We start from the raw sequence: 18250 nt of genomic DNA, 5'->3' as shown, positions 1-18250 counted from the left end.
TCACCCTTGCGCCGAGGTCCGCGGCTGCCTGCCGCGCGCGGAGCGCTCGTCCCGACCCCACAGTCCGTAGTCGATCACCACGTTGATGCCGAGTTCGAGGGCGCGCAGCCCGATCTCGATGAGCCGTCCTTCGATCACGTCGGAGGCCGATGGTGGGTTCTCGTGCCCGTAGAGGGCCTTCACCCATTCGTCCTTGGTAAGGCGAAGCGCGTTGTTCTCGATCTCCACACGTCGCGCAGCACTGGTTTTTCCGGTGGCCGGGAGCCCGACCGTCAGAAAGAGTGTTGGTTGCCTCATACCATCCCCTGACTGGACGAAAGAGTCATCATGACCGATCGGGTGCTCCGAGGCACTCTCATGCCGGTCACCGGCACCCATGAGCGAGCGAGTGGTCAAGCAGTACGAGCACAGGCTGCTTCCAGCACGATCAAGTCCTGTGGAAATCAGACCGGGCTTTCACAGTTGTCACGGACTTCCTCGGAAGCCGCCCGGCAACGAAGATCCAGGGCGACACCGCGCCCGTGGCCGCCGGCAACACTCCTCCGGTGGCACAGCCCGGAGTGGCCGTCGCCGGGCGGCCGGTCCGGGAATCGAGAACACCGGACGCCCGCAGCGGGTGTCCGGTGTCCGGTGTCATCGTCATCGTGGTTCGAGGGTCAGCCCTCGGCGGATCCGCAGTTCGGCGCGCAGGTCACCGAGTGCGCGTCCGTCCGAGGTTCGTTTCCACGCTTTCCAGCCGTTCTGGTTCTTGCCGCCGAGGGCGACCAGCGCGCCGGAGGGGTTGGCGTAGGCGCGGCCGTCGGCGAGGACCAGGGTGCCGTCGGAGTGGATGCGGGCGGTGTGCCGGGCACCGTGTCCCGGGCGGTTCCACATGAACTCCTCGCCCGCTCGGAGCAGGTGGGCGGTGAGCAGGTCGGTCAGGCCCCCGTTGCCGCCCCAACCCTGCAAGGGGTGGTCGACCGTCGGGCCTGTCGAGGTCGGGACGACCTCGGTTGCCTCGGTGTGCAGTCCCATGATGGCCGCGGCGGTCATCGCGACCGTCCACGGCCAGCGCGGGTCCAGCGCTTCCCATTCGCCGACCCGGAGCCAGCGTTCGTGGTGGGAGAGCAGCATCTCCACGTCGACCAGGTCGTCCGGAGGCGACTCGCCGTCGGGTGTGGTCAGCACGATGACGAGATCACCGTCGCAGCCGGCGGCGGGTGGCTGCTCGGGCAGCCAGCAGCCGGCGAACAGGGCGACCTCACCGTTTCGGTCGGGGTCGGTGTCGTCCAGGACGTCCGCCGCCAGCACCAGCATCGCCCAGGTGTCCTCCGGGTGCCGCATCGGCGTGGCGGCGATCGACGGGGCGAGGATCACGGCATCGGGTGGAAGTCCCTCCCGCCACAGCATCCTCGCCTCGTCGTCGCCGTGTGCCGCTGGGGGCATGGGGGTGGGGGCAGTGGGTCCGGTGTTGCCGTTCAGCGCGGTGACGGCGACGTCGGGTGCGGGTTCGGGTGGTGTCGGTGCGGCGATGTCGACGGTCATGGCGGTGGCGTCCCTTCGGGTCCGGTTCGTCCTGGGTCGAACGGCCGATGTGCATGGACGCTTCGTGATCGTCACGGTGTCAATACACGGTTCGAAATCAGCGGTGAAGTAACCCTTGTGGTGGAAAACTTCCGTGGTTCACCGATCGTCCACAGGAGACGAATGGGGGCATTCGACGTTCCGCTTGACTTCACGGGGGCAAGGAAGCGTTCATAGTCGTGCGGCTCGACAACCACCGGATGCGCACCGGGGGCCGCACCCGCTCCGGCCGGGGCACGACCGCCCACTGGAACATCACCACTGCGAGGTAGCCATGTCCTCCAGCACCATCCCCGTCCTCCGGGCCGTTCCCGACCCGGCGAAGCCGCGCACGGACACCGAGGAGAAGTTGTGGCAGGCGCTGCTCGACGATCCGGGCAGCACCGCTGCCGTGTTGTCGGTCGCCGCCGGGATCGGCAGGTCCACCGCCACGAAGATCCTCGCCCGCTGGGACAGGGACAACCTTGTCGCCCGAACTCCCGGGATCGCCGACGGTGGAGCGCGCCCGGCCGACCGTTGGTCGATCACCGTTCTTGACGAGCCGACCGTTGACCAGTTCACCGACCAGTCCACGGATGACGAGGCGACCGACGACGCGCCGACCGGGAACGGGGGCGTCGATGACCGGTCGACCGGCGGCCGGCCTGCCGACGGTGAGGCCGCTGTGGCGGCTGAGGCGCGGGTGGACGGGGAGGTCCGGTCGACGGGCGGGCGGTTGGCATCGGGGGCGCTGCGCGGGATGGTCGAGGACTACCTGAGGGAGAACACGGGCCAGGAGTTCAGCCCGAACGCGGTCGGCAAGGCACTGGAGCGGTCGGCGGGTGCTGTCCACAACGCCTTGGAGAAGTTGGTCGAGGGCGGCTACGCCGTGCGCACCAGCGACAAGCCGAAGAAGTACTCCTGCGCCGTCGATTCGACGATCGACGCGGGAAGGTAGCACCACCGACGGTGGCTGCGGACTCGTAACCCCCATTGTCCTTAATGGGGGTTACGGTCGATTTCGGCATCCGAGCCGCCGGGACGGGCGGTGACGGTGCCGGATAGGGGTCGTGGTCCCGGAGGGGTCGCGGTCGGGCATTTCGCGTCGCCGGGCTGGCTGCTGCTCCTGGAGGGCCAACCGGTCGCGTACCTGCCGGATGCGGGCGGGGAGGTCGACGCAGTCGCCTTGGGCCAGGCCGATCGTGAACATCGCCGACGCCGCCGCGAGGTCAATACCTGCCGCAGGGGCGGGGCGTCTTCGAGTCGGCCCGTAGGGCTGGCCGGGTACGGGCCGCCGGCGACCCGTGGCGGGGTCGCCCGGCGGCATCCGATTTTCCTGCGGTGGCGGGGTTGGGTGTGGTCAGGTCGGTGCGGTCCAGTGGCGGTGCGCCGGGTCCCAGATGGCCTGGGTGTAGAGGCGGTGGAGGTCGGGGAAGCCGGGGCCGATCATCCAGCCGAGTCGTTCGCAGTCGAGGTGGCCTGGCCGCCAGCCGGTCCAGGTGTCGTGGCCGCAGTCGTGGTCGAGGTCGCACATCAGCTGTTGCCGTCCGGTCACCAGGCAGCGGGCGACGTCGCACCCGCCGTGGGCGTGCGCTTCGCCGACCGTCACGGCGCAGTCCGGGCACTGTGCCTCGAAGTCGATCAGCGGGGGCGCTGCGGGTTGTGGGCTTGGGTTCTGCTCGTTGTCGCTCATCGGCATGGTCCTGGTGTCGTGGTCGTCACGGCTGCTCGCCACCTCGATCCGTGTGGTCCCGATCGGCGCGGTGGGGACATCGGGTGAGTGGTGGCGAGGTGCCGGGTCCGTGGTCGCGTCGATGGAGTGCCGTGTGCTCCTGGTTGGGAGGGTGGCGGGTCAGAGTTGGTCGATCAGGTGGTGGCTGTCGTGTGCCATGCGGTGCAGGTGCTCGGGCTCGAGGTGGGTGGCGATCGCCTGGCCGATCAGCTCGCTGAGTCGGTGGCCGGGGTGGGCGTTGCGGGCGTGTGCGGTCGCGGCGATGGCCAGGGGGATGTCGTGACGCAGGTAGGCGAACACCGCCAGCAGCGAGGTCGGTTCGGCGCGCTCGGGGGCCGGGGTGGCTTTCGCCAGCTGGGTCCACAGGGCTTCGGCGGCGGGGGCGTGGCCGCCGGTGGCGAAGGACAGGCAGGCGTCACGGACCATCGGATCGGTCAGGGCGACGGCCAAGGCGGCGACCTCGGCGTCGGTCAGCGGGGTGGTGCGGTCCTCGACGCGCAGGATGTGTTCGTGGACCAGGTCGAAGCGGCTGCGGCGTCGGCTGGGTGTGCCGGGGGTGGTGGCGTGGTCGGTGGTGGTCTCGGCTCGTTCGATGAGGTCGTCGATCAGGGTGGTCCGCTGGGCGAGGGCGCTGTCCGGTTCTGGTAGCAGGATGGTCGGGATTGCGGTGTGGCGCGTGGTCGGGGCGCTCACCCAGACGCGGGTGCCGTCGAAGGTGTAGATCCAGTCGGCGTGGCGGGAGTTGCGCCACGGCCAGGGCCAGCCGTCGTCGGGCAGGTGGCACAGCACATTGTCGAGTTCGCTGGATGCGTGGAGCAGGTCGGTCACGGCGGTGGTGAAGGTGTCGGGGGTGGTTGCCTCCACCAGCTGCCGGCCGATGGCGGTTTCGTTCAGCGAGTACGGGTCTGTCGGGCCCTGCAGGGTTCCCAGCCACCTGCGCCGGGTGTCGTGCCCGAGGTAGAAGTCGGCGATCGCGGTGGTGTCGTCGTGCGTGTCGGTGGTCGCGGCGTCGAAGAAGGTCGCGGCGTGCATGGTGTCCTCCGGGCTGTCGGGTTTCGGTTGTGGGGTGGAGGTCGGTTTCTCCGGATTCCGACCGGTCGGGTTGTGGTCGTTGCTCGTGATCTGCGGATCGGGTGGCGCGGCCACGAGCGGCGGGGGTCTGGGTGGTTGGTCACCGGGGAAGGCGGAGTGCCTCCCGGAGCCGTTGTTCGGCCTCGTAGCTGTCGCGGGCGGTGAGGACGGTGGTCAGCACGTGGACAGCGGCTCCTTCGGAAGGCAGGTCCACGGGGTGGCGGTCGAGGGTGAGGGGAAGTCCGAGGGCGGTGACGATGCGCCAGGAGGATCGGCGGACGCGGTCGGCGCGGTAGTAGCTGCCGACGAACGCGCCCTTGCGGGTGACGGTGCCGTACAGGGTTCGGGTGCCGGCGGGGTCGACGACGATCGCGGTCACCTGGCAGCCGTTCTCGGTGAAGCGGCGCGGGCTGATCTCGATGTCGGCCGGGGTGTGGGCGGTCGTCGCCGTCCTCCCGGGGTGTCGCGTCGGGGTGTCGTGTGGGTCGGCGGGGGTTCGCCGGTGGTGGTCGGCGGGTTCGGGGTCGGGGTCGCGCGTGCACGGAGGCGCGCCCTCCGAGGACGGCTCGGTGGACCCCGTGCCGGTGCAGTCCGGCTGGTGGTCGGCCGCGTCGCCGATGTCCCGGGCGGATCGTGTGTCGGGGTCGAGGTGGTCGCCGAGGTCGGCGAGGGTGGCGATGCGGGTGACGGGGACCTCGGCGGAGCAGCGGGGGCAGGTGTCGAGCAGGAGCCATGCCTGTCCGGGGGTGGTGTGGTCGGGGATGAACCGCCACGTGTGCCCGGTTGCCGGGTCGGTGGTGGTGATCAGGTCGCCGGGAACGTCCCCGGTGCGGGTGGGGTAGGTGCGGTGGGGGTCGTCGGTGACGAGCACGGCGTCGGTGGGCACTTGGAGGGCGGTGGCGACGGTGCGGGCGACGCGGGCGCGACGTACCCACCGGTTCCACTCCTCGGGGTTGTCGTGGCGGCGGTGGAACCCATCGGGGTCGGCGGCGCGGTGGGCGTGTGCGGCGTGCACGGCGCGCTGGGCGAGTCCGGGCGTGGCGGTGGTCATCGTGGTCACCTCTCGGGTGGTCGGTTGGTGATCGGCGGGGTGGTCCGGGGCGGGGGTGCCCGCCCCGGACCGGGTGGTTAGTGGGTGGTGCGCAGGGCGGTGGTGGCGGCGCGTCCGATGGCCTGGGCGGCGGTGGCGGGGTCGGCGAGGTGGTGCACGGTCGCCCCGTCGAGCGGGGTGTCGTGGTCGCCGGTGGTCAGCCACAGCACCGCGCACCCGGCGGCGCGCAACCGGTCGAGTATGCGTTGCCCGTCGTGGCGGGGTTGGTCGCGGAACCGGCCGTCGGAGACCACCACCAGCAGGCGTGCCGCACCGGGGCGGGACAACCCGAGAACACCGTCGAGGGCGTCGATCGCGGTGGGGATGTCCTCCCAGTTGTCGCGGGAGGCGAATTCGGTGACCTCGGCGGGGTGTTTGCCAGGGCGGGTGAGCGGGCGGACGTGGTTGCCGAAGATCACGCTCGCGGTGTCGGCGGGCACCCTGGTGTGGCGGGCGGCGGCGGCGAGGTGCCACGCCGCCGAGGCCACGTGGGCGCGTACCCGGCCCATCGTGCCGGACACGTCGCACGCCACCCCGAGCCGCAGCGGCGGGGTCGGCACGGCCGTGCGGGTGGTGCGGGTGAACGGCTGCGCGGTCACCTGCGCCCCGGCGGCGCGTTGGGCTTCGGCGGCACGTACCCCGCGCATCCGCAACCGTCCCGGCGGCACCTCCGAGGCGGCGCGCACCGCGACCCGTTCCCGGACCCCGGCGGTGTCCAACGCCCGCGCCAGCACCCGCGCAGCCGAACGCTCGGCCGGGGTGGGTAGGCGGGTGCCCGCCGTGGCGGTGCGCCCGTCGCGGGTACCGCCGGCCGTGAATACCTTCCGTGCCGCCTGCCGGGCGGCCTGGTCGGCGGCGGCCTCGCGCGCCCTGCGTGCGGCGGCGACGGCGGCGGGGTCCTCCGGTGCCTTCTCCCCCGCCACCGCCGCCGCCACGGTGTCCACCACGGCGGCGATCGCGCCCGCCAACGGCGACGGGGTGCCCGATCCGCTTCCGCCGCCGGTGCCGCCGGACGGGTCGGGCGTGCCGGACGGGTCGGGTGCCGTACCGGGGTCGGGGTCGCCGGTGTCCGGGTCGGTGCCGACGATCTCGCACCACCGCCGGCCGAGGGCGAGCATGGTCCCGCCGTCGTCGTCGGCGGTGCACACCGCCCGGGTCCACACCTTCCGCAGCTCCAGCAGCGTGTCGACACCGAGCACGTCCCGCACCACCCGGGCGACCGGGGCGACCTCGACCCTGGTCAGCACGCCGGCTTCCGCGCGTCCCAACAACAGCGCGGCGGTGTGGGCGGCATGGGCGCGGGTCATCTGCGGGGCGGTGGCGGGGTCGGCGTACAGGTGCAGGTCGGCGGCGACGATGCCGCGCACGCACGCCCGCAACCAGTGCCGGTCGTCCGGACGGCGCAAAAGGTGCGCGCCTTCCATGCGGGGCTCCTCCAGCAGCATGGCGGCGGCGACCACGCCGGGCGGGGCGTCGCGCGGGGGCTCCCACCGGGTGTGGCGGGCGTGTCCGCACTCGTGGGTCAGCGCACCCCACGCCGGGGCGTAGCGGGACCGGTCGGACAGGTTCGCGGGGTCCACCGTGGCGGGGTCCACCCCGAGGTGGTCGCCGTCGACCTCGATCAACGCGCGGGCGGGGTAGAAACACGCCGGGGCACCACCGCCCGCGCCCGGGGCGACACGGACCACGAGGTCGTCCCGGTCCGCGATCACGGGGACCTCGTCGGCGAAGGCGGCGGACAGGGCAAGCCATTCGGGGCGGGCGGGGAACACGGCGGCACCGAGGGCGTCCGGGTCGGTGGCGAAGTGGGTGCTCACGGCTACGGGTCCTTTCACGACGGTTCGCGGGTCGCCGGGGTTCGGGGTCACCGTTTGGTGGGGGTGATGCGGGCACCGAGGGCGAGCGGGGTGACGGTGCGGCCGAAGGCGTCGCGCACCACGGCGGCGACGGTGTCGCGGTCCTCCTCCGGCGCAATGCCCACCAGGTTCGCTGCGGCGGCGTCGGTGCCCAACACGGCGGCGATCTTCTTGAACGCCAACAACTCGCGCAGTTGCGGCGACCACCCGACCTCGCCCTTCTCCTGCCGGGTGGCCAGGTTGCGCGCCACCCGCACCGCCTTGCGGTCCACGCCCAACTGGTCGGCCAGGTCGTAGTCCGACGACACCCGCACCTGCACCGAGAACCGGGACGACAGGGCGTCGGTGAGCACCGCCCCGTGCACACCCGGGTTGTGCCCGGCGACCACGTAGAACCCCGGCGCGGCATCCACGACCTCACCGCCGTTGGCCTTGACCACGATCTGTCGGCGGCCGTCCATCGCCGGGTACACCACCGCGAGCACGGTCGGCGGGATCAGGGTCGCGTCGTCGACGAACAACGGCACGCCCTCGCGCATCGCCCGCACCAGCGGACCGTGCACGAACACGAACTCCCCGCCCGGCGTCTTGGTGTAGTCCCCCACCAGGTCCGCCACCACGGTGTCCCCGTCACCCTGCACCGTCACGCAGTCCGGGAACGCCGCCTCCACCACGCTGGTCTTCCCCGTCCCCGGCGGCCCGTACAACAACGCGGCCACCCCCGCCTCCCGCAACCGCCGCAACGCGGTCACATCCGGCAACGCCGTGCCCGCCAACAGGCGCGGGTGGTACTCGGTGCCGTTCGGGCGCAACACCGGACCCGTCACCACGCCCGAACCCGCCGCCTTCCTCCTCCCGCCCGCGCCGGACGGCGCGGGCGGCGTCGCGGTCGTGGTGGGCGGTGCGGCGGAGGGCTTCGGGCGGGGTGTGCGCGGTGGGGCGGGGACGGCGGCGGACGCGGCGGCGGACCCCGTGGTCGAGGTCGCCCGGTAGCTCAACGGCGCGGACGAGACCACCTCCGCCTCGCCCCGCTCCGCCAGCACCCGGCAGGCGTTGCCCACCGCGCCCGACGACCGGTTCAACGTGTGCGCGATGGTGCCCGGGGTGAGACCGGTGCCCGCGCTGTCGACCAGGACCCTGGCGACCATCGCGCGCAGTTCACCACTGCGCAACCGGGACGCCGACCCGCCCGCCGCGACGGGTGCGGGGGTCGCGGGCACTGCGGTGGGGGTGGGCGTGGTCATCGTGGGTGTCCCTTTCGGTCGTGCCGGGGTCGTGGTCGCGGGCGTGTCGGTCAGGTGGTGGCGTAGCCGTCCCGGTTGCGGTGCGTGCGGGTGCGGGGTCCGTCGTGCCCGGTGCTGTGCCGGCTGTCGGAGGTGATCGGGGAACACGTCACCGGCGTACCGGTTTCGGTGTCCATGAAATGCGTGACCATTTCGACCCCCGGTTCCCGTGATGTGACATGGCTCGCGCCGGGCGTGGCATTCGCCGTGGTTCCGTTCCCTTCGACTGCAATTCAATTATGACTCTGCTCCGCACGCCAATCAATGGTTCGGCGGCCCATTTTCAAGACTCTTTTGAAATGTCACCCGATCGGAGTTGCCGAAAATATCCGACATATTCGTGCACACACAATCCCGGATGTCATGCGTCCGCATTTACGCAGGTCGACAACACGCCAAAAGGAGCCGGTACGAAGACGGGCCACCGAAGCGTCGATGCGCACAGAGGGGTTGGGAATTGTTGGACGAGGGTGCGGGAGGCAGGGGCGGGGGAAGGTCCTGGGAGGCCGAAGGGGAGACGACCGGGGCGACGGCCGGACGAGCACCGTCGACCGCAGGGCCGTCCCGATGTGTTCCCCGGCTTGCGGGCAAGCGAGTCTGGGATACCAGCGGATCCCTCTGCGACCTTCCTACCTGGAGCTTTGCAAGTGGCAGGGGGTGGCGTTCTAACAGGATCCCCAACCTGATCCCCAATGTGATCCCCTATATGAACCCCCAACGGAAGTCACTGTACGTACAAACGATCTCCACTCCCGTCACGTACAGCGATCGCCTTGTGCGGTGAGCCCAACGACAGCGACGACGTGGTTGTGCAGGCGGCGACCGAGGCGGCGCGCCTCACGCTTCCCGGAAACCACCTCGACCACAGGCGAATCCCTTGCCACCCCGGCGGCACTCCGGGGAGACTTGCGAAGTCGGCTCGAGACTTTCCGCACGGTCAACTCTTATCCATCGTCGAAGATCTGTCGGACATGCACGTCATCCAGCACGATAGCATTCATTCACATACCCCTCTAAAACACTCGAAAGAACTCTGCGGCGCACTCGAGTTTTGTCGAGACTTTTCGGCGGGATCAACGAGGATGTTCTGGCGGACTTTCCGGTGGAGTCGTGCACGGGCCGGCGACCGGCCGGTGTCGCTCCGTTTTCCTGCACCGTCCGGTCCGGCTTTCGCGGGGCGGGTACCGCCGACGGACAGGCGGTGTCCCGGCTCGGTGCGTTCGTCATCCGGTCCCGCGGTGTGCGCGGTCGGTCTTCGACGGGTGGGGGTTGTCGGTGTCGTGGCGGCGGCGCAGCCGTTCGGCCAGGTCGACGGTCTGCGGGGTGGGCCGGTCCTTGATCTCGGCCAGCCGGGTGGTCAGCAGGGTCAGGGTGCGCGGGATGGCGTCGAGTTGGTCGAGGCGTTCCTGCAGCCGCATGATGTCGCGGTAGATCAGCTCGTTGTGCGGGTCGAACGCCCGTGCCACCTCCAACAGGTCCAGCGTCCGCCGTGGGTCGTCCTCGACCAGGGCGCGGGCGAGGGCGGCCACGGCGTCGATGGCGTCGCGGCGGATGGCCTCGCGGGCGGTTTCGAGCCACTCGGTGCTCAGCCCGTCGGCCAGCGGGCCGGTGTAGTCCTCGACGATGCGCCGGTAGGCGTCGATGCGGTCCTTCTCGGTGGTGGCGGTGCGGCGGGCGGTCACGGCGTCGGCGAAGCGGTGGTAGTCGACCTCCACGAGGGCGGGGTCCAGGCGGCAGCGGCCCTCACCGGTGAGCACCACGTCGGACACCGCGCCCCCGGTCGCCGCGGTCAGGGCGCGGCGCAGCCGGGTCAGGCCGGTGTTCATGGTGTTGGTGGTCTTGTCCGGTGGGCTGGTGGCCCACAGGGCGGCGATGAGCGCCTCGCGGCTGGCGCCGTCGGGGTGCAGCGCCAGGAACACCAGCAGCTCGCGCGTGCGGGGTTGGAACGCCGAGGTGATCTCACGCTCCTCCCCCTCCATGTCCCCCGTTCCGGGGCGCCACCACATCCGCGGCGGTCCCAGCACACTGATCCGCAGGGGCGGGAGAGCCGCGTCGGGAATGTCGCCTGTTCGGTCGCGCTCGGCGACGGCCCGGGAGGTCCCGGGGTTGATCGGCTCGACAACACCGGGCGCGCCGGCGCCAGCGGTGGGTATGCCTGTTCGTTGTTCCCGCGTGGCTGTAGGCCGGCCTGGGTGTGGATGAAGGATTTCCAGGTCGGTGTCGGTTCGTGGGGGCTTGTCGATGGGGACGGCGGGTTCCGAGGCGGTGTCGCCGGGGAGGTGCTGCTCGCGTAGCCCGGCGCCCGGCTCCGGCTCGGTGTCGAGGTCGGGGGCGGGGTTGGCGTGGTGCAGCAGGGTCATCAGGTCGGCGGCGTGGTCGGCGCCGAGGCGGAACACCGTCGTGCCGCGCAGGGGTTCGCCGAGGCCGGGGCTGGTGGTGGAGACGGTGCCGTCGGCGCGGACGTAGGCGGTGATGCCGGCGGGCCATGGGCCCAGCAGCAGGCCGGTCACGCCGACACCGCATCCGTTGTCCAGGACCGCTTGCAGACGCCGATGCCGGTGCTCGGGCGTGCGTGTCACGAGCACGAAGGGCGGCCGGTCCGTGCCGTGCGGTCGTCCGGACCGGCCGGTTCGCATCAGGGTTTCGGCTTCCAGGGCATCCAGGGCCGTGTCCAGGTCCGCCGCCACGTGCACGTTTGCCGGCAGCGGTGCCCGGGTCGCCCGGCGGCCGAGCAGCGGGGCGAGGTCCTGGGCCGGAACGATGATCCGGGCCGCTTCGGTCGTCGTGGCCAAGACGGTGATCAGCAGGGCGCGGGCCGCGGCGGCGGCACCCGCGCCGATCAGCCCCAGGCCCCGCGCCGCGGCCAGGCTCAGGGCGATCTCCCGGCCATCGCGCACACCCACGGAGAACACCGGCCGCTGCTGGTCCCAGGCCGCGTCGTCGGAGTCGGGCACCACTCGCGGTGCCGGTGCGCGCTGCGGTCGTACGTCCGTCGGACCCGGGTCCGGGTCGTCGGGGTCGGGCTCGTTGTCGGGGTCGGGCTCGTTGTCGGGGTTGGGCTCGTCGTCGGGGTTGGGCTCGTCGTCGGGGTTGGTGCGCAGGTGCGCCAGTCGCAGTTGGTAGACCACGGGTGCGACGGGCAGGTCGGTGCGGTCGCCGCTGCCGGGCCGGTAGCGGCGGCGGTGGCGTCTGCGGGCGAGGGTCAGCGCGGCGCTGACCGCCGAGGCCAGACCGAGCCCCACGAACAACTCCTCGCCCCAGCCGAATCCCGGCTCGTCGGGTGCGTCGGGCGCGTCCGTGTCCGGCTGCGCCTGCGGGGGTGGCGCTTGTGGGAGGTGGGGTGTCCGCGTGGTCGGGGAGGCCGGTGTCGTCGGGCTGCCGGGTGACGGGGTGCCCGGCGAGGGCGTCGTGGGGGGCGGAGCGGGCCGGTGGGGAGGCGTCGGGGGTGCGGTGGCGTTCTGGGGCAGGGCCATTTCCTCGCCGGGGAAGATGAGGCCGGGTCGGGTGAAGGTGCCGCCGTCGGGTTGGGGTTTGCCCTTGTTGAGTTCGTAGATCTCGGGCCAGCGGTGGCCGTCGCCCAGGGTGCGTTGCGCCATCCGCCACAGCGAGTCGTGCAGGCCGGTCCGAGGGTCGTAGGGCAGCACCACGGCCGACGTCGCGGGAGTGCGCCGTACCGGCGCGCCGGTACCGGGATGGTCGGGTGCGGTGGGGGTGGCCGATCGGATGTCCTGGGCGCCCTGTGGCGGCGGGTGCTGCCGGATCGGTGCGGTCACCACCACCTCGCAGGTGGTGCCGGGTCCGGTGGTGGGCAGGTTGGCGGGGGTGGCGGCGGCACGGTGGCCCAGGATCGAGATCAGGGTCGCGCCGACGAGCACGGCGGCGATCCGGCGCATCGGTCCGGCCGCGGGCACCTGCGGGATGCGTGCGTGGCGGGCCACGTCGGCGGCGCAGCGGACGGTGTCGAGGGTGAAGCGGGCCCACAGCAGCCACCCGGCGCAGGCCAGGACGTCGAGCAGGAACACCGTGCTCATCCGGGCCGACAGCACGCCCCGCACGTCGGCGAGGGAGGGCAGGTGGTCGGGCAGGGGCCAGCCGATGAAGTGCACCAGCGCCCACGGCAGCCCGGCCAGCAGGCCGACCAGGAGCGCGGTGGCCGCCAGGGCTCGGGCCGGGCCGGCGGCGGCTGCGAGGAGGCGGCCGGTGGCGCGCCACGCGGGTGTGCGCGGTGGTCGTCGCGGTTCTCGGCGGGTGGTGCGCGGTGCTGTGGTCACGGCGTGCTCGATTCCGCGGCGTTGCCGGGGCTGATGCGTGGCGGGCCCGTCTCACCGGACCTGGTCTGCGACCCGCGCCGGCGGGTCGGAGACCTCGGCGGTGGTGAGCGCTGGCTCGCGGGCTGTGGGTGTCCGGCCGGTCGCGGGGGTCCTCGACGTGGCAGGTCCGGGGGTGGGTTCGTGCGGGGTGCCGGCCGCGGTGGTGGAGAACTTCCGGCGCCTGCCGCGGGTGGGTTTGCGGCCGGCGAGCCATCCGGTGAGGTCGGCGACCTTGAGATCGGTGAACTCGGCCAGTTCGTCGAGGTCGATGACGTCCTGGGCGTCGGCGAGGACGTCGCCGAGTTCGCGTTCGACCTGGTCGAGTTGGTCGACGACGGCGGCCCGGCGTCGGGCCAGTTCACCGACCCGTTGGGCGGCGGCGGCTCGGCGGGTGCTGCGGGCGGTGTCGGCGGTCTCGACGCGCCGCCGGATTTCCTCGGGTGTGGTCATTGCGCTTTCTCCTTGATCGTGGTCGCGGCGGCAGGGGGGTGGGGTGAGGTGTCATGGTTCGATCGCGGTCACGCCGCGTTGCGGATGGGCACTGCCCCGCCCGTGCACCCGCAGCGAGCCGATCCCGACCAGGCCGAGCAGCTGGGTGGGGTGGGCGGCGGTCACGGTGACCGTCACGGTGTCGCCGGAGACGGTGACCGTGCCGGTGGCGCCCTCGGCCGCCAGGTGCGCCCGGGCTGCCGTCACCGCCTGGTCGGGCATCACCCGGAAGGTTCCGGTGTCGCGGTAGGCGGTCAGGTCGATGGCCTGGGCGCCGGCGCGGGCGGCGGCCTCGGCCTGACCGGTGGCGCGCACCGCCGCGGCCAGGGCCAGACCGCCGTCCAGGGTGAGCCCGGCCAAGGCGAGGACGCCGGTGGTGAGCACGACGACGAACGAGGTCACGTGGCCCTCGTCGGCGTGCCGCTGGCGGCGTGGGGCCGTCGGCTGCCGGTGCGGCCGGTCGCGGTGGCTCACGGCGTGCTCCCGGTGTTGGTCGAGCGCCACGTGTCGACCGGTTCGACGGCGTCGGCGGTGAGCCGGGTGCCGCCGGGTACGCCGAGGATCAGGGCGTCGCCGAAGTCGACCTGGCAGGACACGGTCACCCCGACCGTGCCGCCGGGGCGCAGGCCGCCGGTGGCGGCGGTCACCGACAGGGACGCGCAGGACACGCCGGCCTGTGCCAGCGCGTTCGCGGCCGTGGAGCGGGCGGCGGCGGTGGCGGCGGCCGGGGTGCGTTCGATGCTGGCGGCGCGGGCGGCCTGGTGGGCGGCGTCGTCGAGGCGGATGCGGGCGTCCACGCCCCGGTGGACGAGCACGCCGACGAACACCAGCAGCATGATCAGCAGCGGGGTGGCGAGAGTGATGTCGGCGGCCACGGAGCCGTCGTCGGCGCGCCACCATTCCACCAGTGTCCGGCGATCGGCACGGCACCGGTCCGGGCGTCGCGGTGGCCTGCGGGGTGTGTGCGCGCGTGGTTGGTTCGCCATGGTCATCCGCCTCTCGGGTCGGGGACGAAGCGCTCGACCGGGCCGTCGGCTTCGGCGTGCACGGGCAGGCGCAGGAACGGCACGACCGGGGTGGCGGTCCCGGTGACGCGCACCGACGCCGAGGTGGCGCCCCGGTCGGCGGTGACGGCCGCGCCGCGCAGCGGACCACCTGCGAGCCGGTCGAGGATCCGCCGCGCGCTCGCCGTGCCCGCCGCGGTGGTGCCGTGCTGGGCCCGTGTGGTGGCCAGGCCCTGTGCGGCGGCGGCCTGGGCGATGTGGGTGGCGTGCGACCAGAGCGCGAACTGCACGATGGCCAGCAGCATCAGCACCAGCAGCGGGGTGGCGATCACCAGTTCCGCGCCGACCGAGCCGCGCTCGCCGCGCAGCGCCCGCCGGGTCCGGTCTGCCCACCTGGCACGCCCCGGTGCGGTGGGGACGGCGTTCTCGTGGCTCATGGTGATCACAAGGTGATGCCGTTGGCCTTGTCGGTGACCTTGGCGACGACGATCGCGATCACGGCCAGCGCGGCGACGACGAGCAGCGCGGTCACCAGGACGGTCTCGGTCGAATACCCGGCCTCCGGGTGCCGGCGCAGCTGCTCCCAGCGGGCTCGCAGTACCGTCCACATCGCTTGCACCTGCGGGTTCATCGTGTTCTCCTTCGTTGCGGTTCACGGGTTCGCGGTGTGCTCGCAGGGGTCACAGGCCGTTGAGGACCTGGGTCAGCGCCGGGTAGGCGATGAAGACCAGGAAGCCGAGGAACAGGGCCATGACGGGCAGGCTCATGCGTTCGGTGGCGGCGTGGGCCCGGGCTTCGGCGTCGGTGGTCTGGTGGGTGCGCAGCGCGTGGGCTTTGGCGGCCAGCGAGGCGCGGACCTTGGCGCCCTCGGTGCCGGCCAGGCTGACCGAGGCGGCGAGTTCGGCCAGCTCGCTGATGTCGAGTTCCTCGCCGAGGCGGCGCAGCGCGGCCCACGGGGTCGTGCGGGTCAGGCGGGCGGTGTCCAGGGCGCGGCGCAGCCGGTCGAACGCCCAGCCGCGGCCGACGGTCACCGAGTCGCCCAGGGCGCTGTCGACCCCGGCGCCGCCGGACAGGGTGATCCACACCAGGTCCAGGTAGGCCGACAGGGCGTGGCGGAACCCGACGCGCAGCCGGGCCGCGGCGGCACGGGCGTGCAGGTCGGGCAGCACGAACCCGAGCCCGGCCGACACCAGAGCGGCGATGACCGGGAACCCGAAGCCCGGGTCGAGCCCGGCGGCGGCGAGGACCGCGGTGGGCAGGGCGGGCAGCAGCAGCCCGGTGACCGCGAGGACGGCCTTCTCCGCCAGGTGGGTGGAGGGCGGGCGGCCGAGGACGGCCAGGTCCTTGCCCAGGCGGGGGCCGGGCAGTCCCAGGGCGCGCAGCGGGGCGACGGCGGGGCGGCCGAGCCGGGCGACACGACCGGTGTCCTCGGCGGCCGGGATCGGCGCAGACGCGGGTGGTGTGGGGGTGGGGGGTGCGGTGGCTCGGGTCAGCACGGTGCTCAGGGCCGGGCGGGGCGGGAACAGGGAGACCGCCAGGGCCCACAACCCGATGCCGCAACCGGCGCCCAGGGCGACGGGGGTGATCATGGTGTTCACTGTCGGCCTCCGATGGTCGTCGCCACCGGCCGCGGGGCGGTGGTGTCGTGGTCCGTGCCGGTGGACAGGAAGCGGTCGGGCCGGGTCACGCGGGCGATGCGGGACAGCCAGGCGAACCCGAGCACGAACAGCAGGCCGATACCCAGCAGCACGATCTGTCCGCTCGGGCTGTCGTAGGCGCTCATGTAGTCGCGGTTGAGCAGCACCACGGCGGCGGCGAACGCGCACGTGGTGCCGACGATGACCCGCACCGAGGTCCGGGTGCGGGCCCGTCCGGCCTCCACCCGCATCCGCATCGAGGCTTGGCCGCGGGCGGCGTCGGCCAACGAGCCGAGCAGGTCGGCCAGCCGGCGGGTCTGCTGTTCGGCGGCCAGTACCAGCGCGGCGATGACCAGGTCTCCGACCGGGTCGTCCAGCCGCTCCCCCAGCGCGCGCAGCGCGGGGGCCAGGCGTTGCCCGTTCTCGATGCCGGCGGCGAGTTCGCCGACCTCGCCGCGGATCGCGGCGGGCACCAGCGGGGCGGTGGCGAGGACGGCCTGCTCCAGCCCGGCGGCGGCCGACAGCGTGTCCCGCAGCATTTCCGTCCAGGTCGCGATGGCCTCGATGCGCGCGACCCGGCGGGCGTGCTCGGGGTCTGCGCCCAGCACCCGGGGCAGCGCCCAGGCCGCCAGGGCGGCCAGCACGGCACCCGCGACCCACCCGGTCAGCAGGCCGGTCACCACTCCGGCGGCCGCCGCCAGGCACAGGCGCGGGCCGCGGTGTCGATCGGCGGCGGCGCGGGCTCGGGCGCGGCGGGGGTGGTGGAGCACGACGCCGCGGCGGCCGAGGACCACCAGCAGCACCCCCAGCGCGGTGCCCAGGCCGAGCAGCGCGGCCGTGGCGGTCGTGGAGCCGAGGGTGGCGGAAGCCGCGGGGGTCATGGCGCCCACCAGCCCTCGGGGTTCTCCAGCACGCCGGGGTCGAAGCCGACGTCGACCAGGTCGTCGAGGGTGTCGCCGCGCACCGCGCCGGCCACCGGGCGGGCGCGGTGGTCGGGGCCGGGGCGGTAGACCTCGTTGGAGACCACCTGCGGGCCGTCGGCGCCGACGACCTCGCGGACGGAGGACACCACGCGGGTGCGGCGGTCCTGGGCGCGGGTCAGGTGCACCACGAAGTGCACCGCCGAGGCGACCAGCAGGTTCGTGGCCTCCAGCGGCAGCCGCTCCGCGCCCTGGGCGGCGTAGGAGGCCAGCCTGGTGAACGCGATCCGGGAGCTGGAGGCGTGCAGGGTGGCCATCGAGCCGTCGTTGCCCTGGGACATGGCGTTGCACATCGGGATGACCTCCGGGCCGCGGATCTCCCCGACGATCACCCGATCAGGGCTCATGCGCAGGCCCCAGCGCACGAGGTCGGCCTGGGAGACCGCGCCCTCGCCCTCGATGTTGGGTTCGCGGGCCTGGAAGGCGGTCACGTCGGCGTGGATGTCGGGGTCGTGGTCCAACCCGAGTTCGAAGGCGTCCTCGACGGTGACGATCCGCTCCAGCGGGTCCATCTCCGAGGCCAGCGCCCGCAGCAGCGTGGTCTTGCCCGCCCCGGTGCCACCGGTGATCAGGATGTTCTTGCGGGCTTTGACCAGCGCCCGCAGCAGCGCCTCCAAGCCGGGGTCGAGGGTGCCGCGGCGACGCAGCTCCGGGAGGGTGACGGTGAGGTAGCCGTGGCGGCGGATCGACACCGCCGTCACCCCGCCCGCGGTCAGGCCCATCACCGCGAACAGCCGCTCACCGCCGGGCAGCTGGAGGTTGACCGCCGGAGAGCCCTGGTCGAAGCGGCGCTCCTGGCTCGACGCCCTGGCCGCGAGCAACCGGACCAGGTCGGTGAGCTCCTCGTTGGAGCCGGCGATCGGAGCGGCTTGGGCGCGGCGGCCGTCGTTGTACTGCACGAACACCCGGTCGAAGCGGTTGGCGTTGACCGTCTCCACGGTCGGGTCCTCCAGCAGCGGCTGCAACCCCGCCATGCCGAACAACTCGTTGACCACCTCCCCCACCATCCGCTGCTCGACCTCGCGGGGCAGTAGCCGGCGGCCCGCGGCCAGCTCGCGCTCGGTGTGCACGCGCAACGCCTCGTCCAGCAGGCCCCGGGTCAGCTCGCGGCGGGCCTCGGGGGTGGCGGTGGTGCCGGTGCGGTCCTGCTGGTCGGCCACCCACCGCGGCAGCTCGGCGTTCACCCGCTCCCGCAGGTACCGCCGCAACCCGGTCGTCGCGGCCGAGAGGTCCACGGTGTCGTTCTCGGCATCCCG

The 18250-nt window shown here is 72.9% G+C and carries 18 protein-coding genes; 1 reads left to right on the top strand and 17 read right to left on the bottom strand.

Translation table 11 applies throughout. The annotated features are described in order from the left end of the window. Together ACFP3R_RS20200 and ACFP3R_RS20195 are read right to left on the bottom strand one after the other, a co-directional pair. Positions 1–297 (bottom strand): P-loop nucleotide/nucleoside kinase family protein, encoded by a 297-nt coding sequence (locus ACFP3R_RS20200; protein WP_380637854.1) that lies wholly within the window; start codon positions 295–297, stop codon positions 1–3. Positions 298–639: 342 nt separating this feature from the next. Then, positions 640–1599 carry a restriction system modified-DNA reader domain-containing protein gene (locus tag ACFP3R_RS20195; protein ID WP_380637852.1) on the bottom strand — a complete coding sequence of 320 codons (960 nt, stop codon included), beginning with the start codon at positions 1597–1599 and terminating at the stop codon, positions 640–642. A 313-nt stretch (positions 1600–1912) separates the two neighbouring features. On the opposite strand from ACFP3R_RS20195, the gene ACFP3R_RS20190 reads away from it, so the two are divergent. Then, positions 1913–2500, top strand: a complete 588-nt coding sequence (locus ACFP3R_RS20190) for a hypothetical protein (protein ID WP_380637851.1) — start codon at positions 1913–1915, stop codon at positions 2498–2500. 402 nt (positions 2501–2902) lie between these two features. Here the strand turns inward: ACFP3R_RS20190 and ACFP3R_RS20185 are convergent, their stop codons facing one another. The 15 genes from ACFP3R_RS20185 to ACFP3R_RS20115 form a co-directional block, all read right to left on the bottom strand. Then, entirely contained in the window at positions 2903–3277 is a 375-nt protein-coding gene (locus tag ACFP3R_RS20185; RefSeq protein WP_380637850.1) for a hypothetical protein, read from the bottom strand. Between the two features lie 117 nt (positions 3278–3394). Next, on the bottom strand, positions 3395–4306 hold the full coding sequence (locus tag ACFP3R_RS20180) for a DUF4192 domain-containing protein (protein WP_380637849.1): 912 nt from the start codon (positions 4304–4306) through the stop codon (positions 3395–3397). Positions 4307–4445: 139 nt separating this feature from the next. Further along, positions 4446–5396 (bottom strand): hypothetical protein, encoded by a 951-nt coding sequence (locus ACFP3R_RS20175; RefSeq protein ID WP_380637847.1) that lies wholly within the window; start codon positions 5394–5396, stop codon positions 4446–4448. Positions 5397–5473: 77 nt separating this feature from the next. Further along, positions 5474–7252 (bottom strand): vWA domain-containing protein, encoded by a 1779-nt coding sequence (locus ACFP3R_RS20170; protein WP_380637845.1) that lies wholly within the window; start codon positions 7250–7252, stop codon positions 5474–5476. A gap of 47 nt (positions 7253–7299) precedes the next feature. Continuing rightward, positions 7300–8535 carry an AAA family ATPase gene (locus ACFP3R_RS20165; RefSeq protein WP_380637843.1) on the bottom strand — a complete coding sequence of 412 codons (1236 nt, stop codon included), beginning with the start codon at positions 8533–8535 and terminating at the stop codon, positions 7300–7302. A gap of 50 nt (positions 8536–8585) precedes the next feature. Further along, positions 8586–8711, bottom strand: coding sequence for a hypothetical protein (locus ACFP3R_RS20160; protein WP_380637841.1), 126 nt, complete (start codon positions 8709–8711; stop codon positions 8586–8588). A 1086-nt stretch (positions 8712–9797) separates the two neighbouring features. Continuing rightward, positions 9798–12845 (bottom strand): BTAD domain-containing putative transcriptional regulator, encoded by a 3048-nt coding sequence (locus ACFP3R_RS20155; RefSeq protein ID WP_380637839.1) that lies wholly within the window; start codon positions 12843–12845, stop codon positions 9798–9800. A gap of 51 nt (positions 12846–12896) precedes the next feature. Then, positions 12897–13334 (bottom strand): hypothetical protein, encoded by a 438-nt coding sequence (locus tag ACFP3R_RS20150; RefSeq protein WP_380637837.1) that lies wholly within the window; start codon positions 13332–13334, stop codon positions 12897–12899. Positions 13335–13385: 51 nt separating this feature from the next. After that, positions 13386–13775 carry a hypothetical protein gene (locus ACFP3R_RS20145; RefSeq protein ID WP_380637885.1) on the bottom strand — a complete coding sequence of 130 codons (390 nt, stop codon included), beginning with the start codon at positions 13773–13775 and terminating at the stop codon, positions 13386–13388. A gap of 68 nt (positions 13776–13843) precedes the next feature. Next, positions 13844–14278 (bottom strand): TadE/TadG family type IV pilus assembly protein, encoded by a 435-nt coding sequence (locus ACFP3R_RS20140; protein WP_380637835.1) that lies wholly within the window; start codon positions 14276–14278, stop codon positions 13844–13846. Between the two features lie 83 nt (positions 14279–14361). Continuing rightward, on the bottom strand, positions 14362–14814 hold the full coding sequence (locus ACFP3R_RS20135) for a TadE family protein (protein WP_380637833.1): 453 nt from the start codon (positions 14812–14814) through the stop codon (positions 14362–14364). 5 nt (positions 14815–14819) lie between these two features. Then, complete coding sequence (locus ACFP3R_RS20130) at positions 14820–14987, bottom strand: hypothetical protein (protein WP_380637832.1); 168 nt, start codon at positions 14985–14987, stop codon at positions 14820–14822. Between the two features lie 70 nt (positions 14988–15057). Further along, complete coding sequence (locus ACFP3R_RS20125; RefSeq protein WP_380637831.1) at positions 15058–15966, bottom strand: type II secretion system F family protein; 909 nt, start codon at positions 15964–15966, stop codon at positions 15058–15060. A gap of 5 nt (positions 15967–15971) precedes the next feature. Continuing rightward, positions 15972–16895 (bottom strand): type II secretion system F family protein, encoded by a 924-nt coding sequence (locus ACFP3R_RS20120; protein WP_380637829.1) that lies wholly within the window; start codon positions 16893–16895, stop codon positions 15972–15974. Then, positions 16892–18154: a CpaF family protein gene (locus ACFP3R_RS20115; RefSeq protein WP_380637884.1), complete on the bottom strand. Its 1263-nt coding sequence runs from the start codon at positions 18152–18154 to the stop codon at positions 16892–16894. Before ACFP3R_RS20115 ends, ACFP3R_RS20120 begins: the two co-directional genes overlap by 4 nt. Positions 18155–18250 lie beyond the last annotated feature (96 nt).

It is taken from the genome of Saccharothrix lopnurensis (genome assembly GCF_042658445.1).
Classification (GTDB): Bacteria; Actinomycetota; Actinomycetes; order Mycobacteriales; family Pseudonocardiaceae; genus Actinosynnema; species Actinosynnema lopnurensis.
This window is presented reverse-complemented; position numbering and strand designations above follow the sequence as displayed.